12 protein-coding genes are annotated in these 15,498 nt (G+C 56.1%); 8 read left to right on the top strand and 4 right to left on the bottom strand.

The window, feature by feature from the left end; translation table 11 throughout:
- Nucleotide 1: 1 nt before the first annotated feature.
- The 4 genes from RBB76_RS23385 (at nt 2) to RBB76_RS23370 (ending at nt 3,374) form a co-directional block, all read left to right on the top strand.
- Nucleotides 2–448, top strand: coding sequence for a hypothetical protein (locus tag RBB76_RS23385; protein ID WP_429630701.1), 447 nt, complete (start codon nt 2–4; stop codon nt 446–448).
- Between the two features lie 79 nt (nt 449–527).
- Nucleotides 528–1,538 (top strand): hopanoid-associated sugar epimerase, encoded by a 1,011-nt coding sequence (gene hpnA, locus RBB76_RS23380; protein ID WP_429630702.1) that lies wholly within the window; start codon nt 528–530, stop codon nt 1,536–1,538.
- Nucleotides 1,535–2,287 carry a nucleoside phosphorylase gene (locus RBB76_RS23375; RefSeq protein WP_429630703.1) on the top strand — a complete coding sequence of 251 codons (753 nt, stop codon included), beginning with the start codon at nt 1,535–1,537 and terminating at the stop codon, nt 2,285–2,287. The genes hpnA and RBB76_RS23375 overlap by 4 nt, the downstream gene beginning before the upstream one ends.
- 10 nt (nt 2,288–2,297) lie before the next feature.
- Complete coding sequence (locus tag RBB76_RS23370) at nt 2,298–3,374, top strand: zinc-dependent dehydrogenase (RefSeq protein ID WP_429630704.1); 1,077 nt, start codon at nt 2,298–2,300, stop codon at nt 3,372–3,374.
- On the opposite strand, the gene RBB76_RS23365 is transcribed toward RBB76_RS23370, so the two are convergent.
- Together RBB76_RS23365 and RBB76_RS23360 are read right to left on the bottom strand one after the other, a co-directional pair.
- Nucleotides 3,371–4,816, bottom strand: a complete 1,446-nt coding sequence (locus tag RBB76_RS23365) for a sigma-54-dependent transcriptional regulator (protein ID WP_429630706.1) — start codon at nt 4,814–4,816, stop codon at nt 3,371–3,373. The genes RBB76_RS23370 and RBB76_RS23365 overlap by 4 nt on opposite strands.
- Nucleotides 4,809–7,787: an ATP-binding protein gene (locus tag RBB76_RS23360; RefSeq protein WP_429630708.1), complete on the bottom strand. Its 2,979-nt coding sequence runs from the start codon at nt 7,785–7,787 to the stop codon at nt 4,809–4,811. Before RBB76_RS23360 ends, RBB76_RS23365 begins: the two co-directional genes overlap by 8 nt.
- Nucleotides 7,788–8,121: 334 nt before the next feature.
- Between RBB76_RS23360 and RBB76_RS23355 the strand changes: the two genes are divergently transcribed.
- Complete coding sequence (locus RBB76_RS23355; protein WP_429630710.1) at nt 8,122–9,033, top strand: alpha/beta fold hydrolase; 912 nt, start codon at nt 8,122–8,124, stop codon at nt 9,031–9,033.
- Between the two features lie 24 nt (nt 9,034–9,057).
- Here the strand turns inward: RBB76_RS23355 and RBB76_RS23350 are convergent, their stop codons facing one another.
- Nucleotides 9,058–9,744 carry an alpha/beta hydrolase gene (locus RBB76_RS23350; protein ID WP_429630711.1) on the bottom strand — a complete coding sequence of 229 codons (687 nt, stop codon included), beginning with the start codon at nt 9,742–9,744 and terminating at the stop codon, nt 9,058–9,060.
- Nucleotides 9,745–9,809: 65 nt separating this feature from the next.
- On the opposite strand from RBB76_RS23350, the gene RBB76_RS23345 reads away from it, so the two are divergent.
- Nucleotides 9,810–10,850, top strand: a complete 1,041-nt coding sequence (locus RBB76_RS23345; RefSeq protein ID WP_429631158.1) for a M20/M25/M40 family metallo-hydrolase — start codon at nt 9,810–9,812, stop codon at nt 10,848–10,850.
- 11 nt (nt 10,851–10,861) lie between these two features.
- Nucleotides 10,862–11,479 (top strand): YdcF family protein, encoded by a 618-nt coding sequence (locus RBB76_RS23340; protein WP_429630713.1) that lies wholly within the window; start codon nt 10,862–10,864, stop codon nt 11,477–11,479.
- 22 nt (nt 11,480–11,501) lie between these two features.
- Here the strand turns inward: RBB76_RS23340 and RBB76_RS23335 are convergent, their stop codons facing one another.
- A complete protein-coding gene (locus RBB76_RS23335) occupies nt 11,502–11,876 on the bottom strand; it encodes a hypothetical protein (RefSeq protein ID WP_429630715.1) in 375 nt (124 codons plus the stop codon).
- Between the two features lie 71 nt (nt 11,877–11,947).
- On the opposite strand from RBB76_RS23335, the gene dnaE reads away from it, so the two are divergent.
- Complete coding sequence (gene dnaE, locus RBB76_RS23330; protein ID WP_429630717.1) at nt 11,948–15,484, top strand: DNA polymerase III subunit alpha; 3,537 nt, start codon at nt 11,948–11,950, stop codon at nt 15,482–15,484.
- Nucleotides 15,485–15,498: the final 14 nt, after the last annotated feature.

The following is a 15,498-nucleotide window of genomic DNA, read 5'->3' as shown; positions in this document are numbered from 1 at the left end:
GATGGCGACCGAGACACAGGAATCTGCAAAGCTTGCGCAGTTGGCGCATGAGAATCCAGATGAGATCGAAGTAGCAGCGGGACGTGAGCGGGAACAGCTTGAGGGTTGGATTCCTGAACTGGCGAGCGACGCTGAGATCCACGAGGCACTCGAAAAGGCTTTTGATTACCGCGGCGATATTACGATTACGAAGAAGGATGGATCACAAGTGGTGGGCTATCTTTTCGATCGTCGGCGCGGAGAGTCTCTAGCGGACTCGTTTGTTCGTCTGATTCCAACCAACGAAAAGATACGGGTGAGCATCGCCTATGCGGAGATCGCGGCCATTGCATTCAGCGGTCGCGATACGGCGGCGGGTAAGACCTTCGAAGCCTGGGTGAAGAAGTACTGGGAGAAGAAGGCAGCCGGCGAACGGAACATCCAGATCGAGCCAGAGAAGCTGGACTAAGACTGCTGTCGGGCGTAGAGTTTGCCGGATACAGTTGCTGCTACCAGAATTGTCTGCCAGTTGGCTGGAAAGAGCGAGAGTGCGCGTATTTATTACGGGAGCGACGGGCTTCGTCGGAGGCCATGTGGCCAGGAGTTATGCAGCAGAGGGTGCAAGCCTTCGGTTGCTGACTCGGCAAACTAGTCGACTGGACTCGCTTGCTGACATTGATGCAGAGATGGTGACTGGGGATCTGCGCGAACCGGAGAAGTTGCGGTCTGCGTTAGTCGGTTGCGATGCCTTAGTGCATGTTGCAGCGGACTATCGCCTATGGGTGCGGGATCCTGATCAGATGTATGCGGCCAACGTGGCCGGCACGCGTGAACTTCTCAAGCTGGCATGCGAGGTTGGGGTGCAGCGTGTTGTGTATACCTCAAGCGTAGCTACGATGGGCTTCAAGAGCGACGGCACGATTGTTGACGAGGAGTCGCCTGTCTCGTTGGGGGAGATGATTGGCCATTACAAGCGATCCAAGTTTCTTGGGGAGTTGGAAGCGATTAAGGCCGCGAAGGCTGGCCAGCATGTCATGATCCTGAATCCAACCACGCCGATTGGACCGGGTGATTCGAAGCCTACTCCGACGGGGAGGATTATCGTCGATTTTCTCAATAGGAATTTTCCCGCGTATGTGGATACGGGACTTAATCTGGTGGATGTTGCCGAGGTGGCGCGCATGCATGTGGTTGCGCTGGAACGCGGGACACCGGGAGAGCGGTACATCCTGGGTGGCGAGAATCTTACCCTAAAACAGATTCTGGATCGCATGTCGGCGATTACGGGGCTGCCTTCTCCGACGATGAAAGTGCCGCATGCTGTTGCGATGGCATTTGCCTTTTTTGATGAAAACTTTACCGGCAAGTTGAGGGGCAAAGAGCCACGCGCAACCGTAGAGGCTGTGCGAATGGGAAAGAAGATGATGTTTGCTTCTTCGTCAAAGGCGGAGAGAGAGCTCGGATTTCAGGTGGTACCTATCTATAACGCACTGAGAGCGGCAATCGAGTGGTTCGTGACTCATGGGTACGCGCCGCCACTAGATGGACATGCCGCATGAAGGGAAACATCGCGATTGTTGCAGCACTGGAAGGTGAACTAAAGCCCTTTGTTCGTGGATGGGGCGCAGGAAAGTGGAAGAGAAGAGAGTCACGTGAAGGGTGTTCGGTGTGGGAGTATCGCCATACGAACGGGTGTTGGATAGCAGCGTGTGCAGGTATGGGTGGAGTGAGGGCGGCATTAGCCTTTGCTGAGACTGAGAAGGTTGCTGCAATTGATGCGGTTTGCTCCGTAGGGTGGGCGGGCGCGTTGGATGGAGCAATCAAGGCTCAATCCGTTTCGAGCGCGTCTCTGGTGGTCGATACCAGGACGGGAGAGCGGTTTCGGCCGGCTGACTCGCGACCTGAGTGGCCTGTACTGGCGACTACTACGCGGGTGGCTGATGAGCGCGAAAAGCAGCGCTTAGCTGCGAGTTATGGAGCTGGGCTAGTGGATATGGAAGCAGCGGCTATCGCCCGGATTGCGTTGGGGAAGGGCATTCCGTTCTATTGTTTCAAAGCAGTATCGGATGATGCCGCGGCGCGGTTGCCGAACTTGAATCCCTTTATTGCAGAGAGTGGACGGTTGAAGATGATTCCATTTCTGGCGCATGTTGCGGTGCGCCCTAGCTCTTGGCCGGGTTTGATGAAGCTGGGACGACATAGTTCTGCGGCGGCAAAGAATCTTGCTGAGGCGCTCTATGAATGGCTGGACCCGAGTGGTTCAGTGCGCAGCTCTAACGACGATTACACTGAGAAAAGAAATAGGTAAGGATCGGTTCATGTCACAAATAGTTCCAGAGACGATGCGTGCTGCGGTTTATCGCGGCATAAATGATGTTCAAGTTGAAACGATTGGAGTGCCCGAGATCGGCGCCGGCGAGGTGTTGGTGAAGATCCACACCTGCGGGATTTGCGGGACGGATTTGAAGAAGATTCATACGGGGTCGCATGATGCGCCACGTGTCTTCGGACATGAGATGGCAGGGACAATTGTGCGGGTAGGCGCGGGGGTTGAGGGGTTCGCTGTTGGAGATCGGGTTATGGCGTACCACCATATTCCCTGTGGCGAATGCTACTATTGCCGGAAAAAGACGTTTGCTCAGTGTCAGGTTTATAAGAAGGTCGGTTGCACGGCGGGCTTTGCGCCTGCGGGTGGTGGGTTTGCCGAATACATTCGTGTGATGGATTGGATAGTGCAGCGAGGGTTGGTAACGATTCCGGATGATGTGCCGTTTGAACAGGCCGCGTTTCTGGAGCCAGTCAACACTTGTTATAAGGCGATTCAGCTGCTTGATTTGCAGGCGGATGAGACGGTGCTGGTAGTCGGGCAGGGTCCGATTGGAATTTTGCTGGCTGCATTGGCTCGGCGAAGGGGAGCTACCGTGTTGACTAGTGATCTATATGCGGAGCGGCATGCGGTGGCGGCGAAGTTTGGGCTGGATCGGTCCATCGATGCTCGTGGCGACGTAGTTGCGGCGACGAAGGCGGCTACCGAAGGGCGTGGAGCGGATGTGGCGCTGCTGGCAGTTGGCAGCGATGCGCTGATCAAGGTTGCCATGGAGGCGATTCGACCAGGGGGGCGGGTGATGTTGTTTGCCTCGACGCAACATGGTGAGGCGCCATTCGATCCTGCGGCTGTCTGTATGGACGAGAAGACTTTGATGGGATCTTACAGCGCGTCAGTGGCGATTCAGGATGATGTGACACGAATGGTGTTTGAGGGGTATCGCAATGGGTTTGACCTGACCAACTTGATCTCGCACCGGTTTTCGCTGGAGGATGCTGTTGCTGCGATTGACCTAGCTTCGCATCCTCAGGCTGATTCCATGAAGATCGTGATTCAACCTAAGAGCTAGTCGCGGGTTCGCTTCTTGACCTCTACGTTGAGGCGCTTGATCTTTTGATTGAGAGTAGAGAGCGGGATCTTGAAGTATTCGGCGGCTTCGGTCTGGTTCCAGTGGCAGCGTTCGAGACGATCTGAGATGATGCGGCGCTCGATCTCCTCCATCAAATCGAAGAGGCTGGCGTTGGGCTGGTGATCGAGAAGGCTGGCGGAGTAAGTGCTGCCGGTGAGTTGTGTAGGCAGCAGGTCCGGGCTGATGGTGCGGGAAGTGGAGAGAACAACGCCGCGCTCCATGGCATTTTCGAGCTCGCGAACGTTGCCGGGCCACTCGTAGTCCATGATGATGCGCATCGCCTCGGGGGAGAGAGAGCGAATCTCGGTGCCATTCTCGTCGGCGTAAAACTTGAGGAAGTGGGCTGCGAGGAGGGGAATGTCTTCGCGGCGGGAGCGAAGTGGGGGAAGCTCGAGGCTGATGACATTGAGACGGTAGAAGAGGTCTTCGCGGAACCGCCCTGCGCGGACAGCGTCGTGCAGGTTGACGTTGGTGGCTGCGATGATGCGGACGTCGACCTGAATCTCCTGTACACCGCCAAGGTGCATGAAGCGGCGGTCCTGCAGAACACGAAGTATCTTGGCCTGCATGTCCATCCCCATGGTGCCGATCTCGTCGAGGAAGAGCGTGCCTCCGTTGGCGACTTCGAAGAGGCCTTTTTTCGCTGTGACCGCGGAGGTAAAGGCGCCTTTGACGTGGCCAAAGAGGGTCGATTCGAGGAGTTCGGACGGCACGGCACCCGTGTTGACCGGAACGAAGGGGCGATCTTTGCGCGGCGAGTTGGCATGGATAGCCTTCGCGATGAGTTCTTTCCCGGTGCCACTTTCGCCTTGGATAAGAACGGTGGAGCGGCTGGGGGAGACCTGCGCGATGAGATCGAAGAGGCGAAGCATCGGCTCGCTTTTGCCGACGATGTTCTCAAAGTTATAACGCTGCTTGAGGGTGCGCTTGAGTTGAACGACTTCTTCTTCAGCGCGATGACGGGCTACTGCGGCCCGAATGTCGGCGAGCAGCTTCTCGTTGTCCCATGGCTTCTGGACAAAGTTTTCCGCTCCGGCACGAATGGCATCAACGACGTTGCCTACCGTGCCGTAGGCCGTGATCATGATGACGGGAAGATTAGGCTGCATCTCGATGATGCGGGGCAGGAGATCGAGGCCGCTTTCGCCCGGTAGTGCGAGGTCGAGAAGAAGCAGATCGTATTCGTTGCGTGAGAGAAGTTCGAGGCCGGAGGGTCCGTCGCTCGCTGCGCTGACGGTGAAGCCCTCCAGGGTGAGAAGGGTATCGAGCGATTCGCGGATGGCTGCTTCGTCATCGATGATGAGAATACGCGGATCTCCAACGACTCGGGCCGTGCGTTGCAGGTGGAGGGTCTCGGCGGCGAGCTCTGTAGTCTCAGACATGCATCGCCTTTCTTTCTACAACCTCGGACTCACTCTTTGGCAGTTCTGCTGAAGAGGCAGGGCGTGTGCCGGAGGAGGGGAACTCCAACTGGAAGGCAGTACCGATGCCGATTTCGCTTTCGACGTGGATCTTGCCTGCGTGCTCCTGCATGATGCCGTAGCTGACAGCGAGGCCAAGCCCAGTGCCTTTATGCTCGCCCTCCTGGGGTTTCGTCTTGGTGGTGAAGAAGGGATCGTAGATCCGGTGGAGGTGCTCCTTCTCGATGCCATTACCGGAGTCCTGAATGCGGACCATGACGCGACCTGCGCCGTTGAAGGTTGCTATCTTGAGCGTTGCATTGGTGGTTCCAAACATTGCGTCTTTAGCGTTCAACATGAGGTTCAGGATCACCTGTTGCAGCTTGCCCTGATTGCCGTGAATGCGGGCAAGGTGTGGGTCGAAGTTGGTTTCGACTCGAATCTGTGCGGTCTTGAACTGATGCTCGAGTAGGGTGACGGTATCGCGAAGGAGTTCGTTTAGATTGAGGCTGGCAAACTCTGCTCCGCTGGTGCGAGAGAAGTTGAGGAGCCCGTTGACGATCTCGGAGGCGCGGAAGGTTTGCTGGGTAATCTTTTCGAGTACCGGGGCGAGCCGTTCATCATCGCGCATGTGCTTGGTGAGCATCTGGGTGTAGCTGGAGATGACAGCGAGCGGCGTGTTGACCTCGTGCGCGACTCCAGCGGCAAGTAGTCCGATGGAGGAGAGCTTTTCAGCCTGGGTAAGCTGAGCCTCAAGTTGGATGCGGTCGGTGATGTCGTCAACCAGAATGATTCGGCCTACGGCGACGAAGTTCCGGGTAACTAGAGGGGCGATGGCGATGTTGGCGACGCGCACGTTCCCATTGGGAAGCATGAGGCGGAACTTATAAAGAGTGTGGGTGCCATGCTCGTCACGCACACTGTTGAAGCGGGCAACGAAGTCAGGCGGAAGAACGGCTGAGATCGGTTGACGGAGGACTTCGGTGCGGGACTTCGAGTACATGCCCTCCATCTGAGTGTTCCAGCTTTCAATGCGGTCCTCGAGATCGACGGCGAAGACGCCGATGTTGATGGATTCGACGATATTTTCGTGGAATTCTTTGAGGCTTTCAAACTCGGTGATCTTTTGCTCGAGGCGGCGGTAGAGTTGCGCGTTCTGGATGGCGATCCCGATGTAACCGGCTAGAGATTCGAGCAGCTCCATGTCTTCACTGGAGAGGAAGTCTCCGTCGTCAGTGCGGCCCAGTCCAATGACGGCTACGGTGCGAGTGCCCGCGCCTTCGCGGTTGGCAACGCGGCAGGGGAGATAGTAGTTGAGGTCGAGGCGGCCCGCGCTTTGACGCTGCGCCTCCGGAAGACGAAGGACCTGCTGGGGATTCTCAAGGAAGATGTGGCTATTGGCACCGGGTCGATCAAAGTCCAGGAAGCGAACATCGAGGCTATGGAGTTCGGCAGACTTGAGGTTGGTGAGACCGTGAGAGGCGGCCAGATCGAAGTGTCTCGGGGTGAAGCTGCCTCCTTCGCTTTCGGAGGCGAGGAAGACAGCCACGCGAGTGACGAGCAGGGTCTGGGGGAGACGTTCAACGATAGAGTCGAGCAGGGCGCGGAGATCGGTTTGGGCGTTGATGCCGCGACCGAACTCGACGAGCGTCTCGCGGTAGTCGAAGCGTTTTTGATCGAAGACGCGGTCTACCCGTGCCTGAATAGCGCGCTTGAGTGGATCGAAGACGATTCCTGCGATGATGATGGCCGCGAGCAGTCCCCATACGCCGAGATTGGAGAGTCGGGTGTGAACGATCTCACCGGTGAGAGCGATGATGCCGAAGTAAACTCCGACCAGCGAGGCGGTAGCAAGGGTATAGGTGACTCCTCTCTTGAAGATGAGGTCCACGTCCATGAGTCGATAACGGACGATCGCCCAGCTGAAAGTGAGGGGAAGGACAACCAGAGAGAGACCGGCCAGCTTCGCTACCTGGCTATTGACGGACCAGTCGGCGAGGTAAGGAATGACGTAGAGCAGGGTGAACGGAGTGACGGCGATGAGGGTGCCGCGGGTGAGCCACTTGAGTTGCTGACGCTCCAAAGCAGACTCGGCCCAACGATATCGGTAGCGGAAGACTATAGCTGCGATGACGTAGTAGAGGGCGAGGTATCCGAGAGCAATTTGATCGAGTCGATGAAGGAGGACCTCAGTTGCAGACCAGAAGCGAATGGCCGTGTACTGGAGACCGATAAGGAAGACCCCGGGGAGATAGAGCAGCATACACCCGATGCGCCGGGCCATCCGTTTGCGTTGGTCTGAGGCGAAGTTGTCGGAGAAGCTGACCGCAAAGTGCAGGAAGAGGGCCGGCTGAAGTGCCTGCGCGGCCATGTTTCCCCAATAGATGAACCAGTCGAAGGTGCCTGGTTCCCCTGTCGATCGGAAGCTGTAGAGAACGAAGGAAGCAAGGCAGAAGACGTAGAAGTGGACGGACTTGGGGGCGGTCCAGCGCCGGAACAGAACGTAGATGCCAATGCACAGGTAAACGAGGGCGATGAAGCGAAGGCCTTGGTTGATGGAACGATCTTTGGGTTCGAGAATGACCTGGATGTCAAGCTTGGTTGCGCCGTGGAGGTCGATCGATTGGGGAACCGGACGAAGGATCGCGTAAGTCGCGTGTGCCCAGATGCCGCTGCGAAACATCTCCCGCGTGAGCGAGGCGACGCGGGGGGTAGGTTCTTCGTTGACGGCGACGAGTATATCCCCCGCGCGAATGCCGGCGCGGTGGCCCGGAGAGAGGGCTGGTACTCGCTCAGCCCGGAGACCGGCGGCGGCCTCGACCCACCAGATTCCATCGGTTGGGACGTCGAAGCCGCTCTCCCGATCAAAGTTCAGTGCTGCGAGAACACAGGCGGCAACCGTCGCGACTGCGAGGACGACAGCCAGAATTCGGGTTTGAGAGGCGTTATTCATCAAGAAAACCGACGATCTGGAAGATGGTCAGCACATCGAGGACCAAACCGATTTAGGCCTCGTTGCACAGTAAGGGAGGCATTTTCTCTCTTTGCGCCTACAGAAAATCATAACCTATTCCGTAATAATCGAGATGTCCCCAGAACTACGTCGCGATCAAGAATTTGTTCAATTCAATGTTCTGTGAACAAGGGATTTATCTCCAGATTCAAACCAACCCTGTGGAATATGTAAATTATGGCGAATGATTGTCGGCAGCAAATATTAACACTCTTGTAATATGAAAGATTATGCGACCGGTTAGTCCTTCGCGCTTAGATGAGGCCGTAGAAAAGTGACACGAAAAGAGAGTGGTCAGATTACTGAAGGTTTCGTTGTAGTTGGCGGGGTTAAGGTCCACTATCAGCGCGCGGGTTCGGGGCGGCCTCTTCTGCTGCTTCATGGTCTGGTGGGGTCGGCGAAAAACTGGCGCCTGAACATCGACTTCCTGTCGCAAGATTCTGACGTTTACGCGATCGATTTGTTCAATATGGGCGAATCGGAGCGGGTTCCCGGGCTCGACGCCGGACTTGAAGCCACGGCGGACCGGTTGGCGGCCTATATGGACTCGCTGGATCTGGATGAGGCCGATATAGCCGCCCATTCCCATGGCGGAGCGGTGGCCATGATGTTTGCGGCTCGGCATCCTGATCGAGTGCGCAGGCTTATCCTGTTTGCTCCGGCTAATCCGTTCTGCGATCTGGGACATCAGCTGATCCGGTTCTATCAGACAAGGTTTGGCATGTGGTTCGCGCGGCAGATTCCTTCTTTGCCCAGAATGTTGAAGGCGACCGCGCTCAGCCGAATGTACGGTGATCCTTCTCGGGTCTCGGTCGGAGCTCTAGAAGGGTATATCGAAGGGTTGCATATTCCCGGAACCATGGATCACGTCCTGCAGATTGTGCAGCGTTGGTTTGTGGACATGGGGTTGCTGCGTTCTGCTCTTGAACATCTGGTAGCCAAGCCTACGCTGCTGATATGGGGAGATCGCGACAGAGCGGTTGGCTTGAGTTCTGCGCAAGAGCTGCAGCGGATGCTTCCCCAGTCGAGCCTTATGGTGCTTCCTGGTGTGGGACACATCGCCTTTGAAGAGATGCCAGAGATTTGCAATGCGGCGATGCGGGACTGGCTGTCGAAGCCTTTAGCCTCTGAAGCGCGCGTAACGTCGGCCGTCATCAGGATTCGGTTGCGTTTGAAAATCGTTTGAACGAACGAGGCGCGGCTTAGCTCTTTAGGTCAGGCTGTATACGCTTTGCAACCAGAGACGGATCTCCTGCTGCATGAGGTCGAGCTTGGGGTTGGGTGACTCGGTCGTGCCTTGAAAGAAATGGTCTGCGTCTGCGATCCACACCAGACGCTTTGGTTCGGGGGCTCTTTCGAAGACGCCTTCAAGAACGTCGCGTGGGCCATATTGATCGTGATCCCCGCTGATGAATAGCTTCGGCTGCGTGCACTCAGGCAAAAATCTATAAGTGTAATCGCGGCCTTCGGCACGGACTGGAACGCCGAGTCCGATGAGACCCTTGACTCTCGGATCTCCACAACAGGCTCGGAGGCCAACGTTTGAGCCGAAGGAGAATCCGGCGAAGAGGATCGGCCTGTTGAGGTTGTGCTGGATCCAATCCAGAGCTGCGCGGACGTCATCCTGTTCGCCGTGGCCTTCGTCGTGGACACCCTCGCTGAGGCCTACACCGCGAAAGTTGAACCGCAGGACGGGAAGGCCGAAGGAAGATAGGGCCTTCATGGCGTGGTAGACGACTTTGTTGTGCATGGTGCCACCACCGGCCGGGTGTGGATGGCAGACGACTGCCGCGTAGGGAGCGTCTTCGCGGCCGGTATTGAGGAGGGCTTCAAGGCGGCCAGCGGGGCCGCGAAGATCGTCGATCGATCGTATTTGCGAGGTAGTGATTTGTGTCATCTTCTTCAGTTTATCGGGTGCGCACATTATCCGTTCTTTATGGACGATGCCGTATGCTGAAGGACATGGCGATTGACCCGATTGAACTTACTAAAAAGCTCGTAGACATTGAGTCCACTACGTACCACGAGGGTCTTGCCGGCGCTTTTCTTTACGAATATCTAGGGGCCCAACGCTACGAGGTTGAGCGGACGGAAGTCGAACAGCCGGACGTCGCCAATACTCCGGGAGCAGGCAGTGGAGAGCGCTTCAATGTGTACGCGGCCATGCACGGTGTCACTCCGGATGTAGTGTTGTCTACGCACATGGATACCGTACCTCCGTTCTTCGGTTGTACAGAGGACGATGAGTTTTTATATGGCCGTGGGACCTGCGATGCAAAGGGAATTATCGCGGCGCAGGTTGCGGCGGCGGATCGACTGCGTGAGGGGGGCGTGAAGGTTGGACTGCTGTTCGTGGTGGGGGAGGAGCGAGATTCTGCGGGCGCTGCTGTCGCTAATCTGTCTCCGAAGGGTTCGCGCTTTTTGATCAATGGGGAACCGACGGACAATCGTCTGGCCCTGGCGTCCAAGGGTGCGTTGCGGGTTGAACTAAGGGCGAAGGGCCGCATGGCTCATTCTGCGTATCCTGAGTTGGGAGAGTCGGCGATCGATAAATTGGTCGAGGCACTTCATGATGTTCTGGCGATGGCGCTGCCGGTCGAGCCGGAGATTGGCCCTTCCACTTTGAACATCGGCTTGATCGATGGCGGGCGTGCTCCGAATGTGATTGCGGATAAAGCTGAGGCGCATATTCTGGTGCGACTGGTGGGACCATCGGATGAGGTGAGGAGGTCAATTGTCGCGGCGGTGGGTGATCGGGCGGATGTTGAGTTCAGTCTTGATCTACCGTTCGTAAGAATGAGGAGGGTGGGGAGTTTGCCGACGATGATCGCAAAGTTTACGACCGATATTCCTAAGCTGACGGCATGGGGTGAGCCGTTCCTGTTGGGCCCGGGCTCAATTCATGTCGCGCATACACCACAGGAGAAGATTGCGAAACGAGAGCTGCTCGAGGCAGTCGATCACTATGTGGAACTCGCCACCAGTCTTGTTCAGAACGGATAGTTTGAGGACAAATGCAGTCACTTCGAAAGGTTTTGACCGTCTTACTGGGGTTGGGTTTAGTTGTATTTGTCGCCACCGTATTTGTGTATCGGAATATACCGAACCACAACACCGACCTTACTCACTTTGACACCCTCATCGTTCTGGGAAATCCTGCCGAGGCTAATGGAGCACCTTCACCGGAGCAGCGGGAGCGCACTCTGGAAGGAGTTCGCGAGTATAGGGCGGGCGTTGCTCCTCACCTGATCTTTACCGGAGGAGCTGCGCACAATCGGTTTGTCGAGGCCGACGTGATGAAGGATTTGGCGGTTGCACAGGGCGTACCAGCCAGCGACATCACGGTAGAAGATCAGGCCCAGAATACGATTCAGAATATCTACTATAGTGAGCAAATCATGGAGGCTCATCATTGGAAGAGTGCGGAGGTCATCAGTTCGCCGAGCCATCTTCCTCGTGCTGGACTAATCCTTGCGCACTACTCCTTTGCGTGGCGGACCTCTGCGGCCCCGTGGCCTGAAGAGTACTCGATGCTGCAGAAGATGTTGCATTTTGCAGTCGAGGCGGAATATTGCCTGAGACTGCGGATATTTGGCTTTCCATCTTCGCGCTTTCTGCCACAGCGAGCGTAATCCCTCCCTTGGCGGGCTATTGTCAGCCGGAGATGATGCGGAAGGGCAGGTTGTCTGGGTTGTCTTCGGCGAATACTGCGGTTTCGTCCGGATTGGCGGGATTGTAGTGAATGTTTACCAGCGGGTTGCCAGCGGCCTTTGACTCTGCTTCGCGATGGGTGAGGGCGACGCTGCGAAGGTAGCCGCCGTAGTACTCGCCATTTAGCTTGAAATGGAAGCCGGCTTCGATCTGATGCGGAGCACCTGTGGTGGCAATCTCCTCGTCGGCGTTCAGGATCTGCCAATGATTGATCTCGGCCTCAGTGTGTGGCCAATTGGCGGCAAGACGCAGCTTTTTGTCGCGGTTTCGGCGGCGAATCCGGCGGCTGATCGCTTCGATGAAAAAGATGCTGGCCATTGGTTATGCACTCTGATGCGGCAATTTGGGACCGCGTTTTCCTACGGGGCGTAGGGTTCTAAACTAGAACAATGGCAGCAGAGTTTACCCACCTTCATCTTCATACTGACTACTCCCTTCTCGATGGCGCCTGTGACGTAGATAAGCTCGCCGGGCATTTGAGCAAAATTGGCCAGACCGCGGCTGCGATGACCGACCATGGAAATATCTATGGTGCCGTGCACTTCTTTGACGCGATGCAGAAGAAGGGAATCAAGCCGATACTCGGTTGTGAACTCTATATCTGCAAGAACGACGATCATCGCGCTGCACCTGAAGGCGACAAGTATAACCATTTGCTTGTGCTTGCGGAAAACCAGGAAGGCTATCGCAATCTGGTCCGACTGACGAGCGAGGCGGCGCTCCACGGGTTTTATCGGAAGCCGAGGGTGTCGAAGGATTTTCTTGCTCGGCACTCCGAGGGGCTGATTGGTTTCTCGGGCTGTCTTGCGGGTGAAGTGAATCAGTTCCTGATGGAGGACAAGTACGATGAGGCCAAACGTACGGCGGGCTTCTATCAGGATCTGTTTGGGAAGGGGAATTACTTTCTCGAGATTCAGGATCATGGACTCGCGCCGGACAAGGCTGTTTGCGATGCATTGTTCAAGATGGAACGGGAACTTGATATTCCTCTGATCGCGACCAACGACAGCCACTATGTTGCCGCTGATGATTCACGCGCACATGAAATTCTGCTCTGCGTGCAGACCGCGGGCAGCATGAACGACCCGAAGCGTTTTAAGTTCGACACGCAGGAGTTTTACATCAAGAGCGCGGAGGAGATGCTGCGCACCTTCTCACAGAACCCAGAGGTTTGCACCCGGACGATGCAGTTTATCGAGCGGTGCAACGTCAAGATGGTGAAGGTCGATAATCCATTTCCGGACTTTGTCGTGCCGGAAGGTGAGACCCTGGACAGTTACTTTGAACAGGTGTGTCGTAAGGGTTTGGAGATGCGGCTCGAAACGGCGGTGGCGCATCTTCGTGACCGCGGCCACTTGAAGAAGACGATTCCTGAGTACCATGCACGATTGGATCGAGAGCTAAACATCATCAAACAGATGAAGTTTCCTGGCTATTTCATGATTGTCTGGGACTTTATCAAATATGCGCGCGAGCAGAATATTCCTGTGGGGCCTGGCCGTGGATCAGCTGCGGGTTCGCTGGTCGCTTACGTGATGCAGATTACGGATATAGACCCATTGCAGAATGAGCTTCTGTTTGAGCGTTTTTTGAATCCGGAACGTGTGTCGATGCCGGATATCGATATCGACTTCTGTATGAACCGGCGCGGTGAAGTGATTGAGTACGTCAATCGGAAGTACGGACGTGATCAGGTTGCGCAGATCATCACGTTCAACACGATGGCCGCAAAGGCGGCTATCAAGGACGTTGGACGGGCTCTGGATATGCCGTACGGCGAAGTCGACCGGATTGCGAAGATGATTCCGCCTACGATCGGCATCACGATTGATCAGGCTCTGAAGGATTCGCCCACGCTGGCGGGCGCGTATGAAGGCGATCCGAAGATTAAAGAATTGATCGATGCGGCGCTGCGACTGGAAGGGCTGGTGCGTGGTGCAGGCGTGCATGCTGCGGGTGTCGTGATTGCGCCGAAGCCGCTGACGGAGCTGGTTCCGGTGACGCGGGCAAAGAACGACGATATCGTTACAGCGTATGACATGAAGGCCGTCGAGAAGATGGGACTTCTCAAGATGGACTTCCTCGGTCTGACGACGCTGACGGTCATCGATGATGCGCTAAAGCTGATCAAATCGACGACCGGCAAAGTTGTCGATATGTCGACAGTGCCGCTTGACGATGTGACGACCTATGAGCAGATCTATCACCGAGCGCTGACGTCGGGGGTGTTTCAGTTTGAGTCGGGCGGAATGCGAGATGTGCTGCGGCGGTATAAGCCGAACACAGTGGAGGACCTGACGGCGTTGAATGCGCTTTATCGTCCGGGGCCTATTCAAGGTGGCATGATCGATGACTTCATCGAACGCAAATGGGGCCGGCGGGCGGTGAGCTACGAGTTGCCAGAGCTTGAGATGATTCTGCGCGAGACTTTGGGAGTGATCGTGTATCAGGAGCAGGTCATGCAGATCTCGAATGTGCTGGCGGGTTACTCGCTGGGTGATTCGGACCTGCTGCGACGTGCCATGGGCAAGAAAGATCCTGCGGAGATGGCAAAGCAGCGCGACCGCTTTATGAGCGGCGCGGCAGCGAACAAGCATCCGAAGGATACAGCCGGAAAGATCTTCGATTTGATGGCGCAGTTTGCCGGATATGGATTCAACAAATCTCACTCAGCGGCATACGCGCTGCTGGCGTATCACACGGCTTGGCTAAAGACGCACTATCCAGTGGAGTTTATGGCTGCGTTGCTGACGAGCGAAACGTCGAAGCCAGAGAACGTAGTGAAGTACATCTCTGAGTGTCGCGAGATGAACATCTCCGTGGTGCCGCCGAATGTGCAGGTTTCGGATGCAAACTTTACGCCGATTAATGGGGCGATTGGGTTTGGGTTGGCAGCGATCAAGAACGTGGGGCATAACGCTATTGAGTCGATTATATCGGCTCGGACGGCACTGCAGGCAGCAGGGAAGAAGGGTTTCTCGAGCCTTTGGGAGTTCTGCGAGAAGGTTGATCTGCGGTTGCTGAATAAACGGGTGCTCGAGTCGCTGATTAAAGCCGGCGCGATGGATGCGTTTGGTGGTCGGGCTGCGCTGTGCGCTGCTCTCGATAAGGCGATGGAGCGGGCACAGAAGTCGCAGCGGGATGAAGCGGCTGGTCAGCATGGACTGTTTGGAATCTTCGATGCTGACCTGCATCCGTCTTCCTCGAACAACGGGGAAGAGGCGCTACCCAGCGTAGCGGAGTGGGATGAACATACTCGCTTGCAGAACGAAAAAGAAGTGCTGGGATTCTTTGTTTCGGGACACCCGATGGACAAGTACCGCGAGAAGTTGCGGAACATGAAGGTGGTCGATACAGCAACTGCCTGCGAGATGAAGCCCGAGCCTCAGGTGTTTCGCCGAGGACGTAGTGAGGAGCCGCAAAACGAGATTTCGATTGCCGGTGTCATTACAGGGTTGAAAGTGGCGAAGTCCAAGCGCTCCGGGGAGATGTATGCACAGGCTTCGCTTGAGGATACGGTCGGGAAGATCGAGTTGATCGCATTTCCGCAGTCGTATGAGAAATTGGCAGAGAAATTGAAGATCGATGTGCCAGTGGTGGTCCGGGGCGTGCTGCGCGGCGAGGAGGATTCCGCGCCGAAGTTGGCGGTTTCCAGCATACAGGCGCTGGAGGACGTGAAAATTAAGCTGCCGGATTCGCTGCGGATCAAGGTGCCGCTGCACAATCCGGACGTCGCGCTGCTGGAGAAGCTGCATGCCATCCTGGTTGGTGCTCCGGGTAAGGGGAAGCTTCTGCTTGATCTTGAGGAGCCAGGGGAGTTTTGCGCGGTGCTTGAGCCTCACAACTGCCTGGTTGCCGCAGACCGACTTTTCATCGATCAGGTTGAGGAGTTGGTTGGCCGCGGAGGGGTTCGCATCATCGACTAGCGGGTGATGCCATA

The organism is Tunturiibacter psychrotolerans (assembly GCF_051013365.1).
In the GTDB taxonomy this organism is placed as follows: domain Bacteria; phylum Acidobacteriota; class Terriglobia; order Terriglobales; family Acidobacteriaceae; genus Edaphobacter; species Edaphobacter psychrotolerans_A.
Note: the sequence above shows the minus strand (reverse complement) of the source record. Positions and strands in the feature narration are given on the sequence as shown.

Bases quoted from the DNA above. Each gene is read 5' to 3' on its own strand.
- RBB76_RS23360 (WP_429630708.1), bottom strand. From the start codon at position 7,787: ATGAATAACGCCTCTCAAACCCGAATTCTGGCTGTCGTCCTCGCAGTC.
- RBB76_RS23375 (WP_429630703.1), top strand. From the start codon at position 1,535: ATGAAGGGAAACATCGCGATTGTTGCAGCACTGGAAGGTGAACTAAAG.
- RBB76_RS23365 (WP_429630706.1), bottom strand. From the start codon at position 4,816: ATGTCTGAGACTACAGAGCTCGCCGCCGAGACCCTCCACCTGCAACGC.
- RBB76_RS23350 (WP_429630711.1), bottom strand. From the start codon at position 9,744: ATGACACAAATCACTACCTCGCAAATACGATCGATCGACGATCTTCGC.
- RBB76_RS23340 (WP_429630713.1), top strand. From the start codon at position 10,862: ATGCAGTCACTTCGAAAGGTTTTGACCGTCTTACTGGGGTTGGGTTTA.
- RBB76_RS23335 (WP_429630715.1), bottom strand. From the start codon at position 11,876: ATGGCCAGCATCTTTTTCATCGAAGCGATCAGCCGCCGGATTCGCCGC.
- RBB76_RS23385 (WP_429630701.1), top strand. From the start codon at position 2: ATGGCGACCGAGACACAGGAATCTGCAAAGCTTGCGCAGTTGGCGCAT.
- dnaE (WP_429630717.1), top strand. From the start codon at position 11,948: ATGGCAGCAGAGTTTACCCACCTTCATCTTCATACTGACTACTCCCTT.
- RBB76_RS23370 (WP_429630704.1), top strand. From the start codon at position 2,298: ATGTCACAAATAGTTCCAGAGACGATGCGTGCTGCGGTTTATCGCGGC.
- RBB76_RS23345 (WP_429631158.1), top strand. From the start codon at position 9,810: ATGGCGATTGACCCGATTGAACTTACTAAAAAGCTCGTAGACATTGAG.